The sequence below is a fragment of the Rhodopseudomonas sp. genome, from assembly GCF_048594845.1.
Classification (GTDB): domain Bacteria; phylum Pseudomonadota; class Alphaproteobacteria; order Rhizobiales; family Xanthobacteraceae; genus Rhodopseudomonas.
Genome location: NZ_JBMDXE010000338.1, coordinates 1 through 21,797 on the forward strand (window position 1 = coordinate 1; position 21,797 = coordinate 21,797).

At 64.8% G+C, this 21,797-nt stretch carries 19 protein-coding genes; 14 read left to right on the top strand and 5 right to left on the bottom strand.

Annotated features, from left to right (window positions below; translation table 11 throughout):
• Window positions 1–392: 392 nt before the first annotated feature.
• Window positions 393–1,481: a glycosyltransferase family 4 protein gene (locus tag ACOJTD_RS22700; RefSeq protein WP_420135108.1), complete on the top strand. Its 1,089-nt coding sequence runs from the start codon at window positions 393–395 to the stop codon at window positions 1,479–1,481.
• Between the two features lie 68 nt (window positions 1,482–1,549).
• Window positions 1,550–2,092, top strand: coding sequence for a methylated-DNA--[protein]-cysteine S-methyltransferase (locus ACOJTD_RS22705; RefSeq protein WP_420135109.1), 543 nt, complete (start codon window positions 1,550–1,552; stop codon window positions 2,090–2,092).
• Window positions 2,093–2,148: 56 nt separating this feature from the next.
• Here the strand turns inward: ACOJTD_RS22705 and ACOJTD_RS22710 are convergent, their stop codons facing one another.
• From ACOJTD_RS22710 to ACOJTD_RS22720, 3 genes are all read right to left on the bottom strand, one after another.
• Window positions 2,149–2,766: a glutathione S-transferase family protein gene (locus ACOJTD_RS22710; protein WP_420135110.1), complete on the bottom strand. Its 618-nt coding sequence runs from the start codon at window positions 2,764–2,766 to the stop codon at window positions 2,149–2,151.
• A gap of 171 nt (window positions 2,767–2,937) precedes the next feature.
• Window positions 2,938–3,780, bottom strand: coding sequence for a fumarylacetoacetate hydrolase family protein (locus tag ACOJTD_RS22715; protein WP_420135111.1), 843 nt, complete (start codon window positions 3,778–3,780; stop codon window positions 2,938–2,940).
• Between the two features lie 96 nt (window positions 3,781–3,876).
• Window positions 3,877–4,725 carry an MBL fold metallo-hydrolase gene (locus tag ACOJTD_RS22720; protein ID WP_420135112.1) on the bottom strand — a complete coding sequence of 283 codons (849 nt, stop codon included), beginning with the start codon at window positions 4,723–4,725 and terminating at the stop codon, window positions 3,877–3,879.
• A 128-nt stretch (window positions 4,726–4,853) separates the two neighbouring features.
• On the opposite strand from ACOJTD_RS22720, the gene ACOJTD_RS22725 reads away from it, so the two are divergent.
• From ACOJTD_RS22725 to ACOJTD_RS22740, 4 genes are all read left to right on the top strand, one after another.
• A complete protein-coding gene (locus tag ACOJTD_RS22725; protein ID WP_420135113.1) occupies window positions 4,854–5,267 on the top strand; it encodes a DUF3775 domain-containing protein in 414 nt (137 codons plus the stop codon).
• Window positions 5,268–5,571: 304 nt separating this feature from the next.
• Window positions 5,572–6,234 (top strand): Crp/Fnr family transcriptional regulator, encoded by a 663-nt coding sequence (locus tag ACOJTD_RS22730; RefSeq protein ID WP_420135114.1) that lies wholly within the window; start codon window positions 5,572–5,574, stop codon window positions 6,232–6,234.
• Between the two features lie 109 nt (window positions 6,235–6,343).
• Window positions 6,344–6,949, top strand: a complete 606-nt coding sequence (locus ACOJTD_RS22735) for a nuclear transport factor 2 family protein (RefSeq protein WP_420135115.1) — start codon at window positions 6,344–6,346, stop codon at window positions 6,947–6,949.
• Window positions 6,950–7,095: 146 nt separating this feature from the next.
• Window positions 7,096–8,634 (top strand): class I adenylate-forming enzyme family protein, encoded by a 1,539-nt coding sequence (locus ACOJTD_RS22740; protein WP_420135116.1) that lies wholly within the window; start codon window positions 7,096–7,098, stop codon window positions 8,632–8,634.
• A 162-nt stretch (window positions 8,635–8,796) separates the two neighbouring features.
• Here the strand turns inward: ACOJTD_RS22740 and ACOJTD_RS22745 are convergent, their stop codons facing one another.
• Window positions 8,797–9,009 (bottom strand): SlyX family protein, encoded by a 213-nt coding sequence (locus tag ACOJTD_RS22745; protein ID WP_420135117.1) that lies wholly within the window; start codon window positions 9,007–9,009, stop codon window positions 8,797–8,799.
• A gap of 220 nt (window positions 9,010–9,229) precedes the next feature.
• On the opposite strand from ACOJTD_RS22745, the gene ggt reads away from it, so the two are divergent.
• Together ggt and ACOJTD_RS22755 are read left to right on the top strand one after the other, a co-directional pair.
• Window positions 9,230–10,816 (top strand): gamma-glutamyltransferase, encoded by a 1,587-nt coding sequence (gene ggt / locus ACOJTD_RS22750; RefSeq protein WP_420135118.1) that lies wholly within the window; start codon window positions 9,230–9,232, stop codon window positions 10,814–10,816.
• 124 nt (window positions 10,817–10,940) lie between these two features.
• On the top strand, window positions 10,941–11,921 hold the full coding sequence (locus ACOJTD_RS22755; protein WP_420135119.1) for a D-2-hydroxyacid dehydrogenase family protein: 981 nt from the start codon (window positions 10,941–10,943) through the stop codon (window positions 11,919–11,921).
• Window positions 11,922–12,006: 85 nt separating this feature from the next.
• On the opposite strand, the gene ACOJTD_RS22760 is transcribed toward ACOJTD_RS22755, so the two are convergent.
• Window positions 12,007–12,222, bottom strand: a complete 216-nt coding sequence (locus ACOJTD_RS22760; protein ID WP_420135120.1) for a CsbD family protein — start codon at window positions 12,220–12,222, stop codon at window positions 12,007–12,009.
• Between the two features lie 516 nt (window positions 12,223–12,738).
• Between ACOJTD_RS22760 and ACOJTD_RS22765 the strand changes: the two genes are divergently transcribed.
• The 6 genes from ACOJTD_RS22765 (at window position 12,739) to ACOJTD_RS22790 (ending at window position 21,549) form a co-directional block, all read left to right on the top strand.
• A complete protein-coding gene (locus ACOJTD_RS22765; protein WP_420135121.1) occupies window positions 12,739–15,369 on the top strand; it encodes an ATP-binding protein in 2,631 nt (876 codons plus the stop codon).
• 86 nt (window positions 15,370–15,455) lie between these two features.
• On the top strand, window positions 15,456–15,938 hold the full coding sequence (locus tag ACOJTD_RS22770; RefSeq protein ID WP_420135122.1) for a VOC family protein: 483 nt from the start codon (window positions 15,456–15,458) through the stop codon (window positions 15,936–15,938).
• Between the two features lie 94 nt (window positions 15,939–16,032).
• Window positions 16,033–17,139: an efflux RND transporter periplasmic adaptor subunit gene (locus ACOJTD_RS22775; RefSeq protein WP_420135123.1), complete on the top strand. Its 1,107-nt coding sequence runs from the start codon at window positions 16,033–16,035 to the stop codon at window positions 17,137–17,139.
• 16 nt (window positions 17,140–17,155) lie between these two features.
• Window positions 17,156–20,284 (top strand): efflux RND transporter permease subunit, encoded by a 3,129-nt coding sequence (locus ACOJTD_RS22780; RefSeq protein ID WP_420135124.1) that lies wholly within the window; start codon window positions 17,156–17,158, stop codon window positions 20,282–20,284.
• 18 nt (window positions 20,285–20,302) lie between these two features.
• Window positions 20,303–20,917 carry a TetR family transcriptional regulator gene (locus ACOJTD_RS22785; RefSeq protein ID WP_420135125.1) on the top strand — a complete coding sequence of 205 codons (615 nt, stop codon included), beginning with the start codon at window positions 20,303–20,305 and terminating at the stop codon, window positions 20,915–20,917.
• Window positions 20,918–20,931: 14 nt separating this feature from the next.
• Window positions 20,932–21,549 carry a flavin reductase family protein gene (locus ACOJTD_RS22790; protein WP_420135126.1) on the top strand — a complete coding sequence of 206 codons (618 nt, stop codon included), beginning with the start codon at window positions 20,932–20,934 and terminating at the stop codon, window positions 21,547–21,549.
• The last annotated feature ends 248 nt before the right edge of the window (window positions 21,550–21,797 follow it).

The window sequence follows — 21,797 nt, forward strand, 5'->3', positions numbered from 1 at the left end:
ACAAGCGGATGGCAAACGCCGCCGCGATGATGCGACTGGCGCCGGGCGAATAACGCAGGCTTCGCGCGCTCGCGCTGCGGACGTCGATGGCGACCCCGCGTGCATATCTACACGCACAGCCCTCATCCTGAGGATTGCGCCATCGGCGCGCGTCTCCAAGGATGGCGACAGGTCAGCGCGGCCCATCCTTCGAGACGCTGCGCGTTTCGCGGCTCCTCAGGATGAGGTGGAGTTCGTGGAGAGCGGAGCGTGGCCGCTTGGTCCAGTCAGTCCGCAACGCTGCAATGCACGCGCGGTCTGCGCCGGTCGCCGCGTTGCGCCGCGCAGTCTGGAAGGGTTATAAACCCCGCCGTTGTGATGATCTGGATCTCTCCGATGAGCCGGCGGTGCCTATGAGGGTGATGCTGGCGATCTTCAAGCTCGACAAGCAGGGCGGCAAGGAGCGCGATTGTCTCGCGATCGCGCGGCATCTCGCGGCCCGCGGCCACGACGTCACCGTGCTCACCACTTCGGCCGAGGTGGCCGGCATCGGCGATTTGCGGATCGAGAAGCTGCGAGTCCGCGGCTTCGCCAATCACGTGCTACTGCGCGAATTTGCCCGTGCCGTCATCGCGCATCGACAGCAGGCGAACTCGGCCGTGCTGCTGTCGTTCGAACGCATCCCGGGTGTCGACTATCACTACGTTGCGGACGGCGCCGCGATCCTGCGCGACTGGCGGCTGCTGGCCTGGCCGCCGCGCCGCCGCACGCGGCTGGCGTTGGAGCGCGAACTGTTCGCCACGCCGTCGACCACCGGGTTGCTGTTCCTCACCGAGCGCCAGCGCGACGAGTACTTCATCGCCTATGATTTCGACCCGTCGCGCGCCACCGTGCTGCCGATGGTGCTGCACGACGACCGCTACATCGCCGCGCGCAATCTCGGCGCGACGCGCTGGCGGGCGGATCTGCGGATTCCCGACGACGCGTTGCTCGCGGTGTCGGTCGCGGTCGATCCGAAGCTGAAGGGCGTCGACCGCAGCCTGGCGGCGCTGAAGCTCTATCCGAAACTGCACCTCGTGGTTGCCGGTTCGGATTCCGCGTGGCTGCACCGCCGCGTTGTGCGGCACGGCCTCGAGACTCGCGTTCACATCGTGCCTTACGTCGCCGAAGTGATGGAACTGATCGCCGCGGCCGACTTCATGCTGCACCCGGCGCGATCCGAAGCCGCCGGTCAGGTGATCGGCGAGGCGCTGCTTGCCGGCGTGCCCGTGCTGGCGAGTGCGGCCTGCGGTTATGCAGGCGAGATCGAGCGCAGCGGCGCCGGCGTGGTGATTCCGGAGCCGTTCCAGCACGAGGCGCTGGTCAACGGTCTCGCCGACATGATCGCCGGACTGCCGGCGATGCGCGAGGCCGCCGCCGCGCGGTCGACGAGTCTGCATCAGCATCGCGGCGCTTGGCTCGCCGCCGTCGCCGAGCGGCTCGAACGCGGCGCCGCAGCCTGAGATCGGGTGGATCGGCATCGCCGCTGCGGTTAGTCTCGTCGAATCCGGATCAGAAACGGACCATCGCCATGACGCCGCACAGCTACGCCATGTTCGACACCGCGCTCGGCCGCTGCGGCATCGCCTGGGGCGACCGCGGCATCGTCGCCGTGCAGTTGCCGCAGCCGAATGACGCGCAGACCCGCGCCCGCATCGTGCAGCGCTACGGCAACATCGCCGAAGCGCCGCCGCCGCCCGAGGTGCAGCATGCGATCGACGGCATCGTTGCGCTGATCGCCGGAAAGCCGACCGACCTCACCGACATCGCGCTCGATCTCGACGACGTGTCCGATTTCCAGCGCGGCGTCTACGACATCGCCCGCACGATCCCGCCGGGCCGCACGCTGAGCTATGGCGACATTGCCAAGCAGCTCGGCGGCGTCGGATTATCGCGCGAGGTCGGCCAGGCGCTCGGGCGAAATCCGATCCCTGTTATCGTACCATGCCATCGCGTGCTCGCCGCGGGCGGTAAGCCGGGAGGGTTTTCGGCGAATGGCGGCGTTGCCACCAAGCTGAAGCTGCTGGCGATCGAAGGCGCGGTCGTCAACTACACGCCGAGCCTGTTCGATTGAGATGCGAACCGGTGGCAGAACCGCTGCTACAGGTTTGCCTCAAGCCGAAAACGGCCTCAGGCGGCCGGCGGAACAGAGATTGCGATCGATTCGCGCTGCATCATGCGCTCGTTGAACGCCGCCAATTTCGGATAGGCGGCGCGCCAGCCGCAGTCGGCAAAGCGGAAATCCGCATAGCCGAGTGCGCAGGCGAGCGCGATCTGCACGATGTCGAAAGGTCCGTTGAGAACCTTGTCGTTGGCGTCGAACTTGGCGAAGCCGGTCCACGCGCGATTCCAGTGATCGTCGTACCAGCCCTGCCAGAACAATTCCTTCGGCCGCACCAGCTTCTCGTAGCGGCACAGCAGCATCGAATCCAGCATGCCCTGCAGCAGCGAATGATCGCTGCGCACGCGCCAGCGCTCCGGTCCGGACGAAGGGATCAACTTACCGCCTCCGGCAAGGTCGTCGAGATATTCGGCGATGACGAACGAGTCGATGATGACTTCGCCGTTGTCGAGGATCAGCGCCGGCAGCTTCTTCAGCGGATTGACCTGCCGCATGTAGTCGTCGTTCGGCTGCCCCGGCACAGTCGCGGCCGAGATGAATTCGATCTTGTCGATCAGTCCCAATTCGATCGCGGCAATCCGCACCTTGCGGGCGAACGGCGAAGCGGGGGAGAACGAGAGCTTCATGGAAGTTCCTTTCGGACTGCGGCTTTTCAACACCACGACCTCATCCTGAGGAGCCCGGCGCAGCCGGGCGTCTCGAAGGATGGGCCGCACGCACTCACCTGTCGCCATCCTTCGAGACGCGCTCCTAGCGGAGCGCTCCTCAGGATGAGGTCGAATGCGTGGCCGTCGCTGCTACGCCGCGACGATCGTCTGCTTCTGCTCGCCGAGGCCTTCGATGCCGAGGGTGACGACGTCGCCGACGTTGAGGAATTTCGGCGGCTTCATGCCCATGCCGACGCCGGGCGGCGTACCGGTGGTGATGATGTCGCCGGGCAGCAGCGTCATCAGCTCGGACAGATAGGACACGATCTTCGGCACGTTGAAGATCATCGTCGCGGTCGAGCCGCTCTGGCAGCGCTGGCCGTTGACGTCGAGCCACATGCCGAGCTTATGCACGTCGCCGACCGCGTCCTTAGTGACGAGCCACGGGCCGAGCGGGCCGAACGTGTCGTGCGACTTGCCCTTGGTCCATTGGCCGACGCGCTCGAGCTGGAAGGCTCGCTCGGAGACGTCGTTGCAGACCGCGTAGCCGGCGACGTAGTTGAGCGCGTCGGCTTCCGAGACGTATTTGGCGCGGCTGCCGATGATGATCGCCAGCTCGACTTCCCAGTCCAGCTTGGTCGATCCGCGCGGCTTCTCGACGTCGTCGTTCGGGCCGCACAGCGAACTCACGGCCTTCATGAACACGATCGGCTCGGCCGGGATCGGCATGCCCGCTTCGGCCGCGTGGTCGGCGTAGTTGAGGCCGATCGCGATGAACTTCGGAGCGCCGCCGACGGGCGAGCCGAGCCGTGGGCTGCCCGGAACTTCCGGCAGCCCGTCCGGATCGAGCGCGGCCAGCTTGGCGAGACCGGCGGGCGAAAATGCTTCGCCGGCGAGGTCCGCGACCTGGCCCGACAGGTCGCGCAGCTTCCCGGATTTATCGATCAGTCCGGGCTTCTCATGGCCCATCGCCCCGTAACGAACCAGCTTCATGCCGCGCTTCCTCCGAAATTTGTTGCGCGTCCCTCATGGAACAGCGCTGCGCCAAATTCAACAGGCGTCGGCGCGGGCGCGCCATGCAGGCCGGTTTCACGCGATGGACGTAAACCGGAAGGCATCGCCGTCGCGAACGATCCGGCCGGGACCGAAGTGACCGCCGAACACCAGCGTCGGCGTGTCGGCGAAGCGCCCGAAGAGCGTCTTCCTCGTCTCGGTCGACTGCTGAGCGTCGGTGTCGAAACTCGACGCCCAGTCGAGATGTGCCATCTGGCAGGGATGATGCGCGGCATCGCCGGATAACAGCGCTTCTTCGCCCTCGGACCGGATGTGCAGCGCCATGTGGCCCGGGCTGTGGCCGGGCGTCGGAATCAAGGTGATCTCGTCTGTCAGCCGGGCGTCGCTCTCGATCAGGTCGACCTTGCCGGCGTCGACCACCGGCTGCACCGAGTCTGCGAACACGGCGGCATGGGCCGCATCGGTGCTGTGCGCCTTCCAGTAATCATATTCGCCGCGTCCGAACACGTAACGTGCGTTGGTGAAGGTCGGCACCCAGCGGCCATCGACCAGTCTGGTGTTCCAGCCGACGTGGTCGACATGCAGATGGGTGCAGACCACCATGTCGATGCTGTCGGCCGGATAACCGGCTTTCTCCATGTCCTGCAGAAACGGTTTGTCGAGTCCGTTCCAGTGCGGCACGCCGCGGCCTTGCTTGTCGTTGCCGATACAGGTGTCGACCACGATGCGGCGGGTCTGCGTCTCGACGATCCAGCTGTGAACCGACATCGTCAGTCGTCCTTCGGGGCTGGCGAATTGCGGGATCAGCCAGGGCATTTCGCGAATCTGGTCCGGGGTGGCCTGGGGCAGAATGAACCGGGTGCCGCCGGTCAATTCCATCTCGACGATTTTGGTGATTTTGACCTTGCCGATCGTCCAGGCCATCCCACGTCTCTCCCTGTTGTTGGTCTTTTGCCAAACCATGCTGGTTTTGCCGGGATGGTGCAATGGATCATCCGCCGTTCCGGCGCGTTAGCCGCGTCGCCGGACTGGCCAGACGATGGAGATCTTCGATGCCCGAGCTTGCGATTTCGACCGAGAAGGTCGGCTTTCTCATCGAGAAGGCGCGTGAATACGACGTCAAGGAAGGCGCCAGCGATATCGACTCCGGCTCGAACGGCGCCGACGACAACATGATCGACGTGCTGGAAGACGGCGCCGACGATCCGGTCGTGCAGGAGATCGCCGGCTTCATCAGCGCGATGACCGAAGAGGAGCAGATCGACCTCGTCGCTTTGATGCGGCTCGGCCGTGGTGACGGCACGATCGAGGAGTGGGACGATCTGCGCAGCGAGGCCGCAGAGGGGCGCAACGGCCGCACGGCTCGCTATCTGCTGGGCGAGCCGCTGCTGAGCGATTATCTCGCTGCGGGTCTCGACGAGTTCGGCCTGTCGTGGACAGACGAGCGAACGACGCCAGTGGTGTGATCGACGTCACGCCTGGTAGCGCAGACGAATCATGCGCGCGGTTCGCATGAAGCAGCGAGCATCGTCGAACTATTTCCACCCGTGATGCGCCCTTGTTACCGTTGTGCGCATCTCAGATGAGATCTGGTGGCGAGGCCGTGTTCCAAGCTTCGCTTTTATCTCGTGCGGATGTTCGGACGCATTGAAACTGCTCTCAAATCACCTCGTACCTTACCGAGGATGAGAATTTTTACCGACGGTTCCGATCGGCCGCGGTCTATCCTTTTCCTGTGCATCAGCTTCAAGGCGGAGTTGGAGAAGGTTGATGAGGCTTGGAGCCGATTTCGATCATCGTGAGTTCCTGACCAAGCCCGGCGTGGGACGATCGGTCCTTCGCTTTACGCGTGATCAGGTGGTGTTTTCCCAGGGCGATCCGGCAGACAGCGTGTTCTTCCTGCTCGACGGCCGCATCAAGGTCGTCGTGCTGTCGGCGCAGGGCAAGGAAGCCGCGACCGGCCTCGTTCATTCGGGGCAGTTCTTCGGCGATGGCTGTCTGGTTGGTGACGATACGCGATGTGCGACGACGATCGCGATGCGCGATTGCGTCGTCGCGTCGATCAGCAAGTCACTGATGGTCGAGACGTTGCGCACCGAGCCGGACTTCGCCGCGATGTTCATTCGCCATCTGCTGCTGCGCAATCGCGGGATGGAAGAGGATCTGATCGATCAGCTGTTCAACTCCAGCGAGAAGCGGCTGGCGCGGCTGTTGCTGCGCCTGTCCAAGCTCGACAACAATGGCGGCTCTCAGCCGATCGCGCCGCACATCAGCCAGGAGACGCTCGCCGAGATGATCGGCACCACGCGATCCCGCGTCAGCTTTTTCATGAACAAGTTCCGCAAGCTCGGCCTGATCAGCTACGATCGCAATATCGAAGTCCATCCGCGGCTGAGCACGATGCTGCAGGACCACTCCGAAGCCCGCGGCTGAGCCACGGGCGATTTCGATCTTCGAGCAGAGCACCACTGCGCGGCGGGCCTCTCGCCGCGCTGTCGCGCCCTCCCTATAGTGCGCCGCGCGCAGGGAGGCAGGACGGGACATGGATGCGGAGTGGCAGGACAGGCTCGCGATCCGCGAGCTGATCGAGAACTGGGTGGTGTGGCGGGACGCCGGCGACTGGGACCGGTTTCGCAGGGTCTGGTTCGACGACGGCCGGATGATGGCGACCTGGACCCAGGGCACCGCCGACGAATTCATCGCGATGAGCAGGGCCGGCTGGGCCAAGGGCGTTTCTATCCTGCATTTCCTCGGCGCGCAGGCGATCGATCTCGCCGGAGATCGTGCGATCTCGCAGACCAAGATGACCATCTCGCAGCGTGCGAGCGTGCACGATGTCGTGGTCGACGTCGTCTGCACCGGACGGTTCTACGATTTCCTGGAGAAGCGCGACGGCCGCTGGGGGCTGGTGCTGCGGCAGCCGATCTATGAAAAGGACCGCATGGACCCGGTCGATCCGGCGGCGAAACTGTCGCTCGATGCGGCGCTGCTGGCACGCTTCCCCGACGGCTATCGGCATCTCGCCTATTTGCAGAGCCAGATCGGCTATCAGATCAAGCCCGACATGCCGGGTCTCAAGGGCGACGCCGTCGAACGCCTTTACGCCTCCGGCGCAAAATGGTTGAGGGGCGAAGCGCTGGACCGGTGACAGCCCATTTTACGGAGCATCGATCCGAGCGAGTGATCCAGCAGAGCTGGATTGCTTCGCGTCGCTCGCTATGACAGCGAGGATGCGATAATCGATCGTCGAAGGCTCAAAAGCCGTCGCGTAACAAGAAACTTGGGAGTGCAGAAATGCCCGACTTCATCACCCTCGATGCGCTGGTACGGAATACGGCGCAGTCGGCGCCGGACCGGCTCGCGGTGATCGACGGCGAGCGGCAATTGCGCTACGCGGAATTCGACGCGCTGATCGACCGCGTCGCAGCGGCACTGCAGCGCGACGGCGTCAAGCCGACCGACGCGATTTCGATCTGCGCGCTGTCCTCGCTCGAATATGCCGCGACCTTTCTCGGCGCGTTGCGCGTCGGTGTCGCGGTCGCGCCGCTGGCGCCATCATCCACCGCGCAGGACTTCGCCGCGATGGTGAAAGATTCCGCCGCGAAGATCCTGTTCACTGACGACTTCGCCGCAGCCGCGATGAAGGACGCTGCGATCGACACGGGCGTCAAGCGCGTCGCGCTCGACGATGGCGGCAGCGGCACGGCGTTCAGCGGCTGGCTGGCACCGGCCGGTGCGAAGCCGACGCCGGTCACCGTCGATCCCGAGTGGGTGTTCAACATCATCTACTCGTCCGGCACCACCGGTACGCCGAAGGGCATCGTCCACACGCACTATCTGCGCTGGCGGCAATATGGCCAGCTCGATCCGCTCGGCTATGGGCCGGACGCCGTGACCCTGCTGTCGACGCCGCTGTATTCCAACACGACGCTGGTCTGCTTCAATCCGACGCTCGCCGGCGGCGGCACGCTGGTGCTGATGAAGAAGTTCGACGCCAAGGGCTTCCTCGATCTCGCGCAGAAGCACCGCGTCACACATGCGATGCTGGTGCCGGTGCAGTATCGCCGCATCATGGCGCTGCCGGAGTTCGGCGACTACGACCTGTCATCCTTCGTGATGAAGTTCTGCACCTCGGCGCCGTTCGCAGCCGAACTGAAGCGGGACATTCTGGCGCGCTGGCCGGGCGGCCTCACCGAGTATTATGGCATGACCGAAGGGGGGGGCTCCTGCGCGCTGTTCGCGCACGAGCATCCGGACAAACTCACCACGGTCGGCCAGCCGATGCCGGACCACGAGATCCGGCTGATCGACGAGGACGGCAATTTCGTGCCGGCCGGCGAGATCGGCGAAATCGTCGGACGCTCCGCGGTGATGATGAAGGGCTATCTCAATCAGCCGCAGAAGACTGCCGAGACGCTGTGGATCGACAAGGATGGCAATCGCTGGGTGCGCACCGGCGACGTCGGCCGGTTCGACGCCGAGGGCTTCCTGACGCTGATGGACCGCAAGAAGGACATGATCATCTCGGGCGGCTTCAACATTTATCCGAGCGACATCGAGGCGATAGCCAGCCAGCATCCCGATGTGCTCGAAGTCGCCGTCGTCGGGATGCCGTCGGAAGAGTGGGGCGAGACGCCGGTGGCGTTCGCGGTGGCGCGCCCAGGCCGCACGCTTGATCCGGCCGAACTGAAGACCTTCACCAATGCCAAGGTCGGCAAGACCCAGCGGCTCGCCGACGTCGCGATCGTCGATCAACTGCCGCGCAGCGCGATCGGCAAGGTGCTGAAGCGCGAACTGCGCGATCAGCGGCTGGCGCTGAAGGCGGCATCGTAGCCGACGGCACGTCATTCCGGGGCGCGCGCCCTTCGCGCGCGAACCCGGAATCCCGAATTTGTGGAAACGTAGGAGTCGCAGAACACTTCGAGATTCCGGGTTCGCTCACTGCGTGAGCGCCCCGGAATGACAACCGAGAGGCCGCCGTCGCAACAAAGCAATTCAATAATGCGGCGGGCGCTCGTTGATCGGGGCGGCGTTGGTTTCGGCCTGTTCGAGCCGCTCGGTCAGCGCTGCGACCTGCCGCGTCAGCGCGTCGATCTGCTTCCACTGCGTCGTCACGGTCTGGTTGAGCGTCTCGATCGTCTCGTCCTGGTAGGTCAACCGGACCTCGAGCGCCTCGATGCGGTCGGCGAGGGATTGCTGATCAGTCATCGCTCCGCTCCAGCGCTGTGAAAATCGCCGGGCCTCGCCCGGAGGCGCTCCCGAGCGCGGCCCCGATCTATCAGCCGGCCGGCTGTGGCGAAACCCCGCCCCGGCGGCAGTCGGGCATTGAATCCCCGGTTGCCTCGCCGAGGATTGCTCAGGCCCGCCGGAATATGTCAATTAGGCCGGCGCCGAAGCGCGGCGCGGTGAACCCAAAGAGCCTGTTCCCATGAGGAATTTTCACTTCGCCGGCCGGTCCACGGTCCATGCCCGCAACGCCATGGTGGCGACGTCGCATCCGCAGGCCTCGCTCGCCGCGATTGAAGTCCTGCAGGCGGGTGGCACGGCCGCCGACGCGGCGATCGCCGCCTCCGCGCTGCTGGCTGTGATCGAGCCGCAGTCGACCGGCATCGGCGGCGACTGCTTTGCGCTGTATCAGCCCAAGGGCACCGGCAAGATCGTCGCCTATAACGGCTCCGGCCGCGCGCCTGCTGCCGCCAAGGCCGAGTGGTTTCTGGAGCAGGGCATCGATGCCATCCCGCTCACCAGCCCGCATTCGGTGACCATCCCGGGTGCGATCGACGCCTGGGCCACCATCCTGCGTGATCACGGCCGCTTCGGTCTCGATAAGGTGCTGCAGCCCGCGATCAAGGCCGCCGCCGAGGGTTACGTGGTGGCGCCGCGCATCGCCTTCGACTGGAAGCACGGCTTCGAAAAGCTGAAGAAGGGCGCCAACACCGAGCGCTATCTGTTGCCGCATGGCGAGATCGCCAAGACCGGCGACGTCATCACCCAGCCCGAGCTGGCGCAGACGCTGAAGCTGATCGCCGACAATGGCCCCGACGCGTTCTACAAGGGCGCCGTCGCCGAAGACATGGTCCAGACGCTGCGCAAGCTCGGTGGCCTGCACACGCTCGAAGACTTCGCCGAGCACGGCACTGAGACCACCGCGCCGCTCGGCACCATTTACAAGGGCTTCGACGTCTGGCAGTGCCCGCCGAACGGCCCGGGCATCACCATGCTGGTGATGCTGAACATTCTCAGCCGGTTCGACCTCGGCAAGTTCGATCCGCTCAGCGTCGAGCGTTTCCACCTCGAGGCCGAAGCGAGCCGCATCGCTTTCATGATGCGCGAAGAACATATCGGCGATCCAGCGCATGTCGACATCGACGTCGTCCGCATCCTGGCGCGCGAGTTCGGCGAGGAGCATTGCAGCAAGATCGCGCTCGATAAGATGCTCGACCTGCCGCATGTCGCGCCGCCGATGAATCCGTCGACCGTGTACATCACGGTGGTCGATGAAGACCGCAACGTCTGCTCCTTCATCAATTCGATCGCACATTCGTTCGGCTCCGCGATCGTGTCGGAGAAGACCGGCATTCTACTGCAAAATCGCGGCGCCGGTTTCCGCGTGCAGCCGGGCCACCCGAACTGCATCGCGCCGAAGAAGCGCCCGCTGCACACCATCATCCCGGCGCTGGCGACCGAGAACGGCCGGGCGCGGATGTCGTTCGGCGTGATGGGCGGACAGTATCAGCCGGTCGGCCAGGTCCATGTGCTGACCAACGTGCTGGACTACGGCATGGACATTCAGGAGGCGATCGATCTGCCTCGCGGTCTGCACTACGAAAGCATCTATCAGCTCGAAGACGGCGTGCCCGCCGCGACCGTCGAAGGCCTCAAGGCGCTCGGCCACAACGTCGCGTCGGTGGGCACGCCGCATGGCGGCGGTCAGGGCATCTGGATCGACTGGGACAAGGGCACGCTCACTGGCGGCTCGGATCCCCGCAAGGACGGCTGCGCGCTAGGGTATTGAGGAAGCACTTCTTCCGCGTCATTGCGAGCGCAGCGAAGCAATCCAGCCAAGTGCACTGAACTGGATTGCTTCGTCGCTTCGCTCCTCGCAATGACGAAACCCACGAGCAAGAAGGAAACGCCGCGTGAAGATTGCGATCCTCGATGATTACTTCGACACGCTGCGGACGCTGCCGTGTTTTGCCAAGCTCGAAGGGCACGACGTTACGATCCACAACGATCACCTCCAAGACACCGACGCGCTGGCGGAACGGCTGAAGGATGTCGAAGCGCTGGTGCTGATCCGCGAGCGCACCCAGATCCGCGGACCGTTGCTGGAAAAATTGCCGAAGCTGAAGCTGATCAGTCAGCGCAGTGTCTATCCGCATATCGACATCGATGCCTGCACGCGGCTCGGCGTCGTGGTGTCGTCCAACATGCACGCCGATACGCCATCCTATGCGGCGGCCGAACTCACCTGGGCATTGGTGCTGGCGGCGATGCGGCAGATTCCGCAGCAGATGGCGGCGCTGAAGGATGGCACCTGGCAAATCGGCGTCGGCCATACGCTGCGCGACAAGACGCTGGGCATCTACGGCTACGGCCGGATCGGCAGCGTCGTCGCGGGCTACGGACGCGCGTTCGGCATGTCGGTGCTGGTGTGGGCACGCGAGCCCAACCTGACGCAGGCTCGCGCCGATGGCTACCAGATCGCCGGCAGCAAGGAAGAGTTTTTCGCCCAGAGCGACGTGCTGTCGCTGCACATGCGGTTGGTCGATGCGACGCGCGGCATTGTGACCCGGTCGGACCTGGCCCGCATGAAGCCGACGTCTTTGCTGGTCAATACCAGCCGCGCCGGTTTGATTGAGAAGGGGGCTTTGGTGGAGGCGCTGCGCGAGGGACGCCCCGGTATGGCGGCGATCGATGTGTTCGACACCGAGCCGCTACGCGATCCGCAGGATCCGCTGCTGACCCTGCAGAACGTGGTCGCTACGCCGCATATCGGGTACGTGACTCGGGACGAGTACGAGCTGCAGTTCAGCGACATTTTCGATCAGATCGTCGCCTACGCGGCGGGTGAGCCGATCAATGTCGTCAATCCGGCAGTTCTCTCCCACCGCCGCTGACCCGGAACGCAAAAAGACCGGCCCGAGGCCGGTCTTTCGCAGTGAGCAGGGGACAATTGCCCGAGCTCACACGGATTGAGTAAAATCAGAGGTTGCGGTGGACTGCGGCCGCAGCCTTGTCGGCGGTGCCCTTCACCGCGTCCTTGGCGTCGCCTAGAGCCTGCTGGCCCTTGCCCTTGGCTTCCTGCATCACGCCCTCGCCCTGCAACTTCTCGGAGCCGGTGGCTTCGCCGATACCCTGCTTGGCCTTGCCGATCGCTTCGTTGGCCGCGCCCTTGATCTTGTCCATCGTGCTACCCATTGGAAATCTCCTACCTGATGAGCATCACCGGACTGGTGAGCTTCCGACTTACAACGACCTGCTTGGCGTGTTTGTTCCGACCGGCCTTTTTCGTGATCGCATTGAAATAGCGGAACAAAATACCGTTTTTACGATCGCCAGGCTGGCGCCACGTGCGGCGGTTCGCCGGTGCAACGATAGTGCGAAAGTGCTCACTTCAGACCGTCGTAGTGGCAGGTATTCTTCCGGGTATCTGGATTAGTTTCCATCTTTCGTCGATTGTTAACTGCCGCTGGCGTCGCCACCCGATTGCTGCTGCGGATTAACGTTGCGGAAGTACCACGACCCCATGGTCGAAATGCAATCATGCGTCGTCAGCCTTGGGACCGGCTGCGGCTTTGCTCGGGCGATATCTTCCCTTTCTACCGTAATCCGGGAAGACTCCAGCCGCCGGTGCAGATACGCTCATTTTGCCAAGGCCGGGTAAGATTGGCGTCTGATTCAGACCGACGAGAACGGCCGAGAGAGCTTGATGAGATGTCCGGCCTAGGACAACCGATCACGACGGCGCTGGAGCCTGGAAAGGACTGGAGCGCGCGCCTCGATTTCTGTCTGGGCGGACGAGGTGCCGGCACCCTGATCCCGATCGCCGACGTCGACGAGCGGGAAATGCGACGGATTCGCGCCGAGCAGATCGCCAGCGTCAGCAGGCTCGTGCCGGTGACGATGTCGATCAACGTCATCAATGCCGCGCTTGTCCTCGTCGTCTTCTGGGGCGGCGACAGCAAGGTATTCCTGTCGGCCTGGTTCACCGCGTTGTGCGTGATTGCGGCGATGGCCGTGCGGTCCTGGCTGGGGACCCGGCACAGCCCGCCGCGGGAAGCCTCTGCGAATGCGACACGCCGGATGAGCGTCCAGGCTCTCATCCTCGGCATGATCTGGGGTGCGATGCCGATCGCGCTGTTTCCGAGCGCGGCGCCGACCGACCAGTTGATCATCGGTTGTCTGGTCACCGGCATGATGTCCGGAGGCGCCTTCACGCTGTCGACAGTACCGCGAGCAGGCCTCGCCTATACTTGGGCGATGGTGCTGTGTTCAGCGATCTCGCTGATGCTGTGCTCGGGCACGAGCTACATGATCACCGCAGCCTTCCTGCTGCTGTACGCGGTCTTCATGTCGCGCAACCTGATGTGGCATGGCGAGATGTTCTTCAACAATCTGCGTGCCCAGTTCGAGCTCGAACGCAAAACCGAGATCATTTCGCTGTTGCTCAAGGACTTCCAGGCCAACGCCAGCGACTGGCTGTGGCAGACCGATACGCTGGGGCGCCTGGTGCACGTGCCGGATCGCTTCGTCGAAGTCGCGCATCTGCCGGCCAACATTCTCAGCGGCGCACAATTGTCTGATGTGCTTGGGATGCTGTGCGTGGAGGACGGCCGATGCGCTGCGAGCGTGGCTGCCAAGATGGCGCTGCGTGAGCCGCTGCACGACGTGCTGGTGCATGTGCGCGTTGCGGGCAATCCACGACTCTGGTCGCTCACGGCGCGACCGATTTTCGATCACAATGGCGAGTTCACCGGCTATCGCGGCGTCGGCCGCGACGTCACCGAGCGGTGGCGGGCCGAGCAGGCCGAGGCCGAGAACCGCGCCAAGTCGAGCTTCCTGGCGATGATGAGCCACGAGATCCGAACGCCGATGAACGGCGTGCTCGGGCTGGCCAACTCGCTGCTCGAAACCAATCTCGATCCGGACCAGCATCACGCGGTGACCACGATCCGCGACTCCGGCGACAATCTGCTGCGTATCCTCAACGACATCCTCGATCTGTCCAAGCTCGAGGCCGGGCGCATCGAGTTCGAGCAGGTCAATTTCTCGCCGGTCGTGCTGGTCGATGCGGTGCGCTCGATCGTCGAGCCGAATGCGCGAGCCAAGGGCCTCAGCCTGAAGATCGATATCGATCCCCGGCTGCCGCCGGCGCTGACTGGCGACGTCCAGCGGATTCGTCAGGTGCTGCTCAATCTGGCCTTCAATGCGGTGAAGTTCACCGAGCGCGGCAGCGTCGCCATCGTGCTGACCTGCGTTAGGCGCGACGACAGTTACGCGACCGTGGAGTGGCAGGTCACCGACACCGGCATCGGTATTCCGCCCGAGCGGGTCGGATCGCTGTTCACGGATTTCGCCCAGGGCGACCTGTCGATCAATCGCCGCTTCGGAGGCACCGGCCTGGGCCTCGCGATCAGCCGCCGCATCGTCGAGCAGATGGGTGGCGGCATCGACGTGACCTCGCGCCCAGGCGAGGGTTCGACCTTCCGCTTCAATCTCGATCTGCCGTGGACCAACGCCCTGATCTCGGACTATCGGCTCGACCGGGTTGGTAACGACGATCTGCGCACGCGGATCGCCATGCTGGGCCATCCGCTGCGCGTGCTGATCGCCGAGGACGACACCACCAACCAGATGGTGGTGCTGAAGATGCTCCAGGAATTCGCCGCCGATACCCAGGTGGTCGCGGACGGCGCCGAGGCGCTGCGGGCCCTGGAGGCGGAAGAGGTCGACGTCGTGCTGATGGATGTGCGGATGCCGATCATGGACGGTCTGGCCGCGACGCGCGCGATCCGGAGCCGCGGCGGAGCCTTGGCCCGCCTGCCGATCATCGCGCTGACGGCAAATGCCTTCCCGGACGACATCAAGGCCTGCCGTGACGCCGGCATGACCGACTTCCTGGCCAAGCCGCTGCGCAAGCCGGCGCTGGTGGCGGCTGTTCTGCGCGCCCTGCGCGGCGGCAATGGCGCGACCGCCTCGCAGGGGCCGGCCGCTCCGCTCGGACCTGTGGACCTCAACGTCCTGGCCGAACTGACGGACGAGATCGGCCGCGAGCAGGTGACCGAAATGGTGACGCTGTTTTTCAGCGAAACCGACCGCCGGATCGCACTGTTTCGCCAGTTCGCCGCTGATATCGATCGCGACCTGCTGGCGATCGAGGCTCATTCGATGAAGGGCGGCGCGGCCACGCTGGGTTTCGGCTCGGTCGCGGAGATCGCCCGCGCGATCGAAGCGGGCGCCCCGATCGTGTCGCCCGATGCCCTGACGGCCCAGACCGCGCAACTCTCCAAGGCCATGATCGAGCTGCGCCACCACTGCGAAGGCAAGTTCAAGCTGGCGAGCTGAGCCGGCCGGCGCTCCTCCGCTGTCGGAATCGGCTTCGCGTGTTCGTCCTCGGCACGATGCCCCCCCCCCCCGAGCGGAGTCGTGCGATGTCGAAGATCACCCCTTGCCTGTGGTTCGCCAGCGAAGCCGAAGAGGCGGCGCGCTTCTACGTTTCCCTGCTGCCGGATTCCCGGATCGACCATGTTCAACGCAGTGTCGTGGACACGCCGTCCGGCCCCGCCGGGTCGATCCTGCTGGTCGAATTCACTCTCGCGGGCCAAAGCTACCTCGCACTGAACGGCGGACAGCGGGGCAATTTTACCCACGCAGTGTCCTTCATGATCAATTGCGAGGACCAGGCAGAAGTCGACCGGCTGTGGGATGCGCTGGTGGAGGGCGGCGAACCGGATCAGTGCGGCTGGCTGCGTGATCGCTACGGCCTGTCCTGGCAGATCGTGCCCTCCATCCTGCCGAAGCTGTTCGCAGGCCCTGACCGGGCGGGTGCCGAGCGGGCCATGCGGGCGATGATGCAAATGGTGAAGCTCGACGGACCGGCTTTGCAGCGCGCCTATGAAGGTGCGGCCGAATAGCGCAGCATCGGTACGAGGTCGTGATTGCTGACGATTATTGACAATCGTCATAGATCAGGAGACGGTTCCCTCAGTTTCGGCTGAGGGCTCTGTCATGTTTGCGCATCCGATGTTCGATGGACTGTTTCGGCTGCTGGCCGGCTTGGCATTGGCCGGGATGGCGCTGACGCTGGCGGGTTGCGACGACAAGCAGACCAAGAAGGACAAGCCGGAGCGGCCGGTGCTGGTCGAGAGCCTGCGCTATGCCGCGGCGTCGCCGCAGCGCAATTTCGTCGGCACCATCCGGCCGCGGATCGAGACCGATATCGGCTTCCGGGTGACCGGCAAGGTGGCGCAGCGGCTCGTCGAAGTCGGCCAGACCGTCGAAGTCGGGCAGCCGCTGGCGACGCTCGACCAGACCGATCTGAAGTTGCAGGCCGAGCAGGCCGAGGCCGAGTACAGCGCCGCCAAGGGCGTGCTGGCGCAGGCGATCGCGTCGGAAAACCGCGCCAAGGAGCTGCGCGGCAAGGGCTGGTCGACCGAAGCGCAGATGGATCAGGCGCGCGCGTCCGCCGATGAGGCGCGGGCGCGTTTTGCGCGGGCCGAGCGCTCAGTTGAGCTGACCCGTAACTCGCTGTCCTACGCGACGCTGAATGCGGATACGCGCGGTGTCGTGACCGCGGCGCTAATCGATGCCGGCCAAGTCGTGGCGGCCGGGCAGGCGGCGTTCCGGGTCGCTCGGTTCGGCGAGAAGGAAGCCGTGGTGGCGATTCCGGAGACGCTGATCGGTCGCGCCAGGCAGGGCGAGGCGCGTGTCAGCCTGTGGTCGGAGCCGGGCAAAATCTATGTGGCAAACTTGAGGGAGATCTCACCGATCGCCGATCCTGCGACTCGGACCTATCTGGCCAAGTTCTCCCTGCCGAATGCCGATGACGGTATCGCGCTAGGCATGACCGCGACGCTGACCCTGTCGGATTCGGCGACCGACCGCGTCGCCCGGCTGCCGCTGTCGGCGCTGTTCAACCAGGGCGGCTCGCCCTCGGTCTATGTGGTCGACGGCTCCGGCCAGGTAACGCTGACGCCGGTCGCGGTGAAGGCCTATGAGAGCGAGAGCGTGGTGATCGGCGACGGACTTGCCGACGGCGCCAAGGTCGTGGTGCTCGGCGTGCAGAAACTCGATCCGACCGAGAAGGTCCGGGTCGTGTCCTCGCTCGCGTTCTGATCGGGCGGGGGCGGCGATGCGGTGGTTCAACCTCTCGGCCTGGGCGGTCGCGCATCCGGCGCTGATCCTGTTCCTGATCTGCGCACTGGGTGTGTCCGGCGCTTACTCCTATCTGCGGCTCGGCCGCGCCGAGGATCCGTCGTTCACCGTGAAGGTCGCGGTGGTGTCGGTGATCTGGCCGGGCGCGACTGCCGCGGAGATGCAGGCGCAGGTCGCCGATCCGATCGAGAAGAAGCTGCAGGAGTTGCCTTACTTCGAGAAGGTGCAGACCTATTCGAAGGCGTCGTTCGCCGCCATGCAGGTCACCTTCCGCGACTCGACGCCGCCCGCCGAGGTGCCGCACCTATTCTATCTGCTACGCAAGAAGCTGTGGGACGTCGCGCCGCAGCTGCCGAGCAATCTGATCGGCCCGACCATCAACGACGAATACGGCGACGTCGACTCGATCCTCTATATGATGACCGGCGAAGGCGCCAACTACGCGCAGCTCAAGAAGGCCGCCGAAGGCTTGCGCCAGCGTCTTCTGAAGGTCGCCAACGTCACCAAGGTCAACGTCTACGGCACTCAGGACGAGAAGATCTATGTCGAGTTCTCGCACGCCAAGCTGGCGACGCTCGGCCTGACGCCGCAAGTAATCTTCGACTCGCTCGCCAAGCAGAACGCGGTGACGCCGGCCGGCACGGTGGAGACGTCGTCGCAGCGCGTGCCGTTGCGCGTCACCGGCGCACTCGATGGCGTCAAGGCCGTCGCCGAGACGCCGGTCGAAAGCAACGGCCGGGTCTTCCGACTCGGCGACGTCGCCACGATCTCGCACGGTTATGTCGATCCCACCGACTATATGGTGCGGCAGAAGGGCCAGCCCGCAATCGGCATCGGCGTAGTCACCGCCAAGGGCGCCAACATTCTCGAACTCGGCGAGCAGGTGAAAGCCGCGACCGCGGAGTTCATGGGCGACGTGCCGCAGGGCATCGAGATCGAACAGATCGCCGATCAGCCGCTGGTGGTGAAACACGCGGTTGGCGAATTCATGCGCTCCTTCGTCGAGGCGCTGGTGATCGTGCTGTTCGTATCGTTCCTGGCGCTCGGCTGGCGGACCGGCATCGTCGTCGCGCTGTCGGTGCCGCTGGTGCTGGCGATCGTCTTCATCGTCATGAACGTGATGTCGCTCGACCTGCATCGCATCACGCTCGGCGCGCTGATCATCGCGCTCGGCCTGTTGGTGGACGACGCCATCATCGCTGTCGAGATGATGGTGGTGAAGATGGAGCAGGGCTGGGACCGCGCCAAAGCCGCGTCGTTTGCGTGGGAGTCCACCGCTTTCCCGATGCTCACCGGCACCCTGGTGACGGCCGCGGGCTTTCTGCCGATCGGCCTCGCCAACTCATCGGTCGGCGAATACGCCGGCGGCATCTTCTGGATCGTGGCGATCGCGCTGATCGCCTCGTGGTTCGTCGCGGTGATCTTCACGCCCTATATCGGCGTCAAGCTGCTGCCGGACTTCGCCGGCAAGAAAGGCCACGATCCCGACGCGGTGTATCACACCCGGATCTATCGGGCGCTGCGCGCCGGCGTGGCGTGGTGCGTGCGCTGGCGCGGCACGGTGGTACTCGCGACCGTCGGCGTCTTCGTCGCGTCGATCGTCGGCTTCGGCCATGTCCAGCAGCAATTCTTCCCGCTGTCGGAGCGGCCCGAACTGTTTCTGCAGTTGCGCCTGCCGGAAGGCACCGCCTTCGGCGTCACCATGAAGACCGTCAAGGAAGCCGAGACGCTGCTGAAGGACGACGGCGACATCGCCACCTACACGGCCTATGTGGGCAAGGGCTCGCCGCGGTTCTGGATGGGCCTCAATCCGCAGCTCCCGACCGAATCCTTCGCCGAGATCGTGATCGTCGCCAAGGATGTCGACGCGCGCGAACGCATCAAGGCGCGGATCGAGCAGGCCGCGCATGACGGCCGGCTGTCGGAGGCGCGGGTGCGCATCGATCGCTTCAACTTCGGCCCGCCGGTCGGCTTCCCGGTGCAGTTCCGGGTGATCGGACCTGATACCGCGAAGGTGCGCGAGATCGCCTATCAGGTTCGCGACGTGGTGAAGCAGAACCCCAACGTCGTCGATCCGCATCTCGATTGGAACGAGCAGTCGCCTTATCTCAAACTCGTCGTCGATCAGGATCGCGCCCGCGCGCTCGGGTTGACGCCGCAGGACGTCTCGCAGGCGTTGGCGATGCTGATCTCCGGCGCGCAGGTGACGACGGTGCGCGACGGCGTCGAGAAGGTCGGTGTGGTGGCACGGGCCGTGCCGGCCGAGCGGCTCGATCTCGGCCGCATCGGCGAACTCACCATCACGGCACGCAACGGTGTCGCCGTGCCGCTCTCGCAGGTCGCGAAGGTCGAGTACGCGCATGAAGAACCGATCCTGTGGCGGCGCAATCGCGACATGGCGATCACCGTGCGGGCCGACGTCGTCGATGGCGTCCAGGCGCCGGACGTGACCAACGCCATTTGGCCGCAGCTCAAGCAGATCCGCGACAGCCTGCAGCCCGCCTATCGGATCGAGACCGGCGGCGCGATCGAGGAGTCCGCCAAGGGCAACGCTTCGATCTTCGTGCTCTTCCCGGTGATGGTCATCGTGATGCTGACGCTGCTGATGATCCAGCTGCAGAGTTTCCCGCGGCTGCTGCTGGTGTTTCTCACCGCGCCGCTCGGCATCGTCGGCGCCTCGCTCGGCCTCAACGTTGCCGGCGCGCCGTTCGGCTTCGTGGCGTTGCTCGGGCTGATCGCGCTGGCCGGCATGATCATGCGCAATACCGTTATCCTGGTCGATCAGATCGAGACCGATGTGGCGCAGGGGCTGAGCCGGCGCGAGGCGATCATCGAGGCGACGGTGCGCCGGGCCCGCCCGGTGGTGCTGACCGCGCTCGCCGCGATCCTGGCGATGATCCCGCTGTCGCGCTCGGCATTCTGGGGACCGATGGCGATCACCATCATGGGCGGCTTGTTCGTCGCAACCTTTCTGACGCTGTTCTATCTGCCGGGTCTGTATGCGTTGTGGTTCCGAAAAAGCCTCGACGAGCGGGGCGACGATCTTGCATCGCAGCATGGCCATCACGGGCCCGGCGCGTTTCCGCTTGCCGACGCCGCCGAATAATTCGACATTGCGGCCCTGATGAGCGTGACTTCAGAGAATACCGAAGCCGACATGCGTCACCGCATTCTGGTGGTGGCGGAGCGTCTGTTTCGCCAGATCGGCTACCAGAAGACCACGGTGGCCGACATCGCCAAGGTGCTGCAGATGAGCCCGGCGAATGTGTATCGCTTCTTCGACTCGAAGAAGGCGATCCATTCGGGCGTGGCGCGGCATCTGATGGGCGAAGTCGAGCAGGTCGCGGTTGGGATCGCGGCGGAAAGCGGGCCGGCCGCCGAGCGGCTGCGCAGGCTGCTGTCGACCGTGCACCGGATGAATCGCGAGCGCTATGTCGGCGACGAGAAGCTGCACGAGATGGTGGCGATCGCGATGGAAGAGAACTGGGACGTCTGCGTGCTGCACATGCAGCAGATCGTCGGCGCCATCACCAAGGTAGTGACGGAGGGCGCCGCCAGTGGGGAGTTCGACGTGCCGGATGTGGCCGTCGCGGCGGGTTGCACCTGCACGGCGATGATGCGATTCTTCCATCCTCAGATGATCGCGCAGACCATCAACAAGGATGGACCGTCGCTCGATCAGATGATCGACTTCATCCTGCGCAGCCTCGGCGCTCGAACCGCGGCTGCCGCCTCCTAACCCAGGACATCCGCGTGACCGATCTGCATTCCTACGAGCCGTTGAACGGCCATGGCCTCAAGCACGACCCCTTCAATGCGATCATCGCGCCGCGGCCGATCGGCTGGATCTCCTCCTGCAGCGCTGCCGGTCACGTCAACCTGGCGCCCTACAGCTTCTTCAACGCCTTCAACTACAAGCCGCCGCTGATCGGGTTTTCCTCGACCACCTGGAAGGACACCGTCGCGAACATCCAGGAGACCGGCGAGTTCGTCTGGAACCTGGTGACGATGGAGCTGGCGCAGGCGATGAACGCCACCTCGGCGACGGTGCCGCAGGAGGTCGACGAGTTCGATCTCGGCAAGCTCACTAAGCTGCCGAGCACCAAGGTCAAGCCGCCGCGCGTTGGCGAGAGCCCGGTATCGTTCGAATGCAAGCTGTCGGACATCATCCAACTCAAGGGTGCTGACGGGACCAAGGTGCAGGCCTGGCTGACGATCGGCGAAGTCGTCGCGGTGCATATCGACAAGAAGCTGATCCAGGACGGCGTCTACCAGACCGCGCTGGCCCGCCCGATCGTCCGCGCCGGCCGCCGCGGCGACTACTTCGAAATCCGCCCCGACGCGATGTTCGACATGCCGCGACCGGAGTAAGGCTGCCGCAATTCGCTTGCCGGCTCCGCGGTGCTTCTGAAAGTCGCGCGCCGTCCCAATGACTCCGTCATGGTCGGGCTTGTCCCGGCCATCCAAGCCTTTCTCGTACCGTCCGCCGCAAGGCGTGGATGCCCGGGACGAGCCCAGGCATGACGACATAGCGTGCGACCGTGCTTGCCATCCACACGGCGTCATCCTTAGGTGCTCGCCCGATAGGGCGAGCCTCGAAGGATGTGGACACGGGTGTG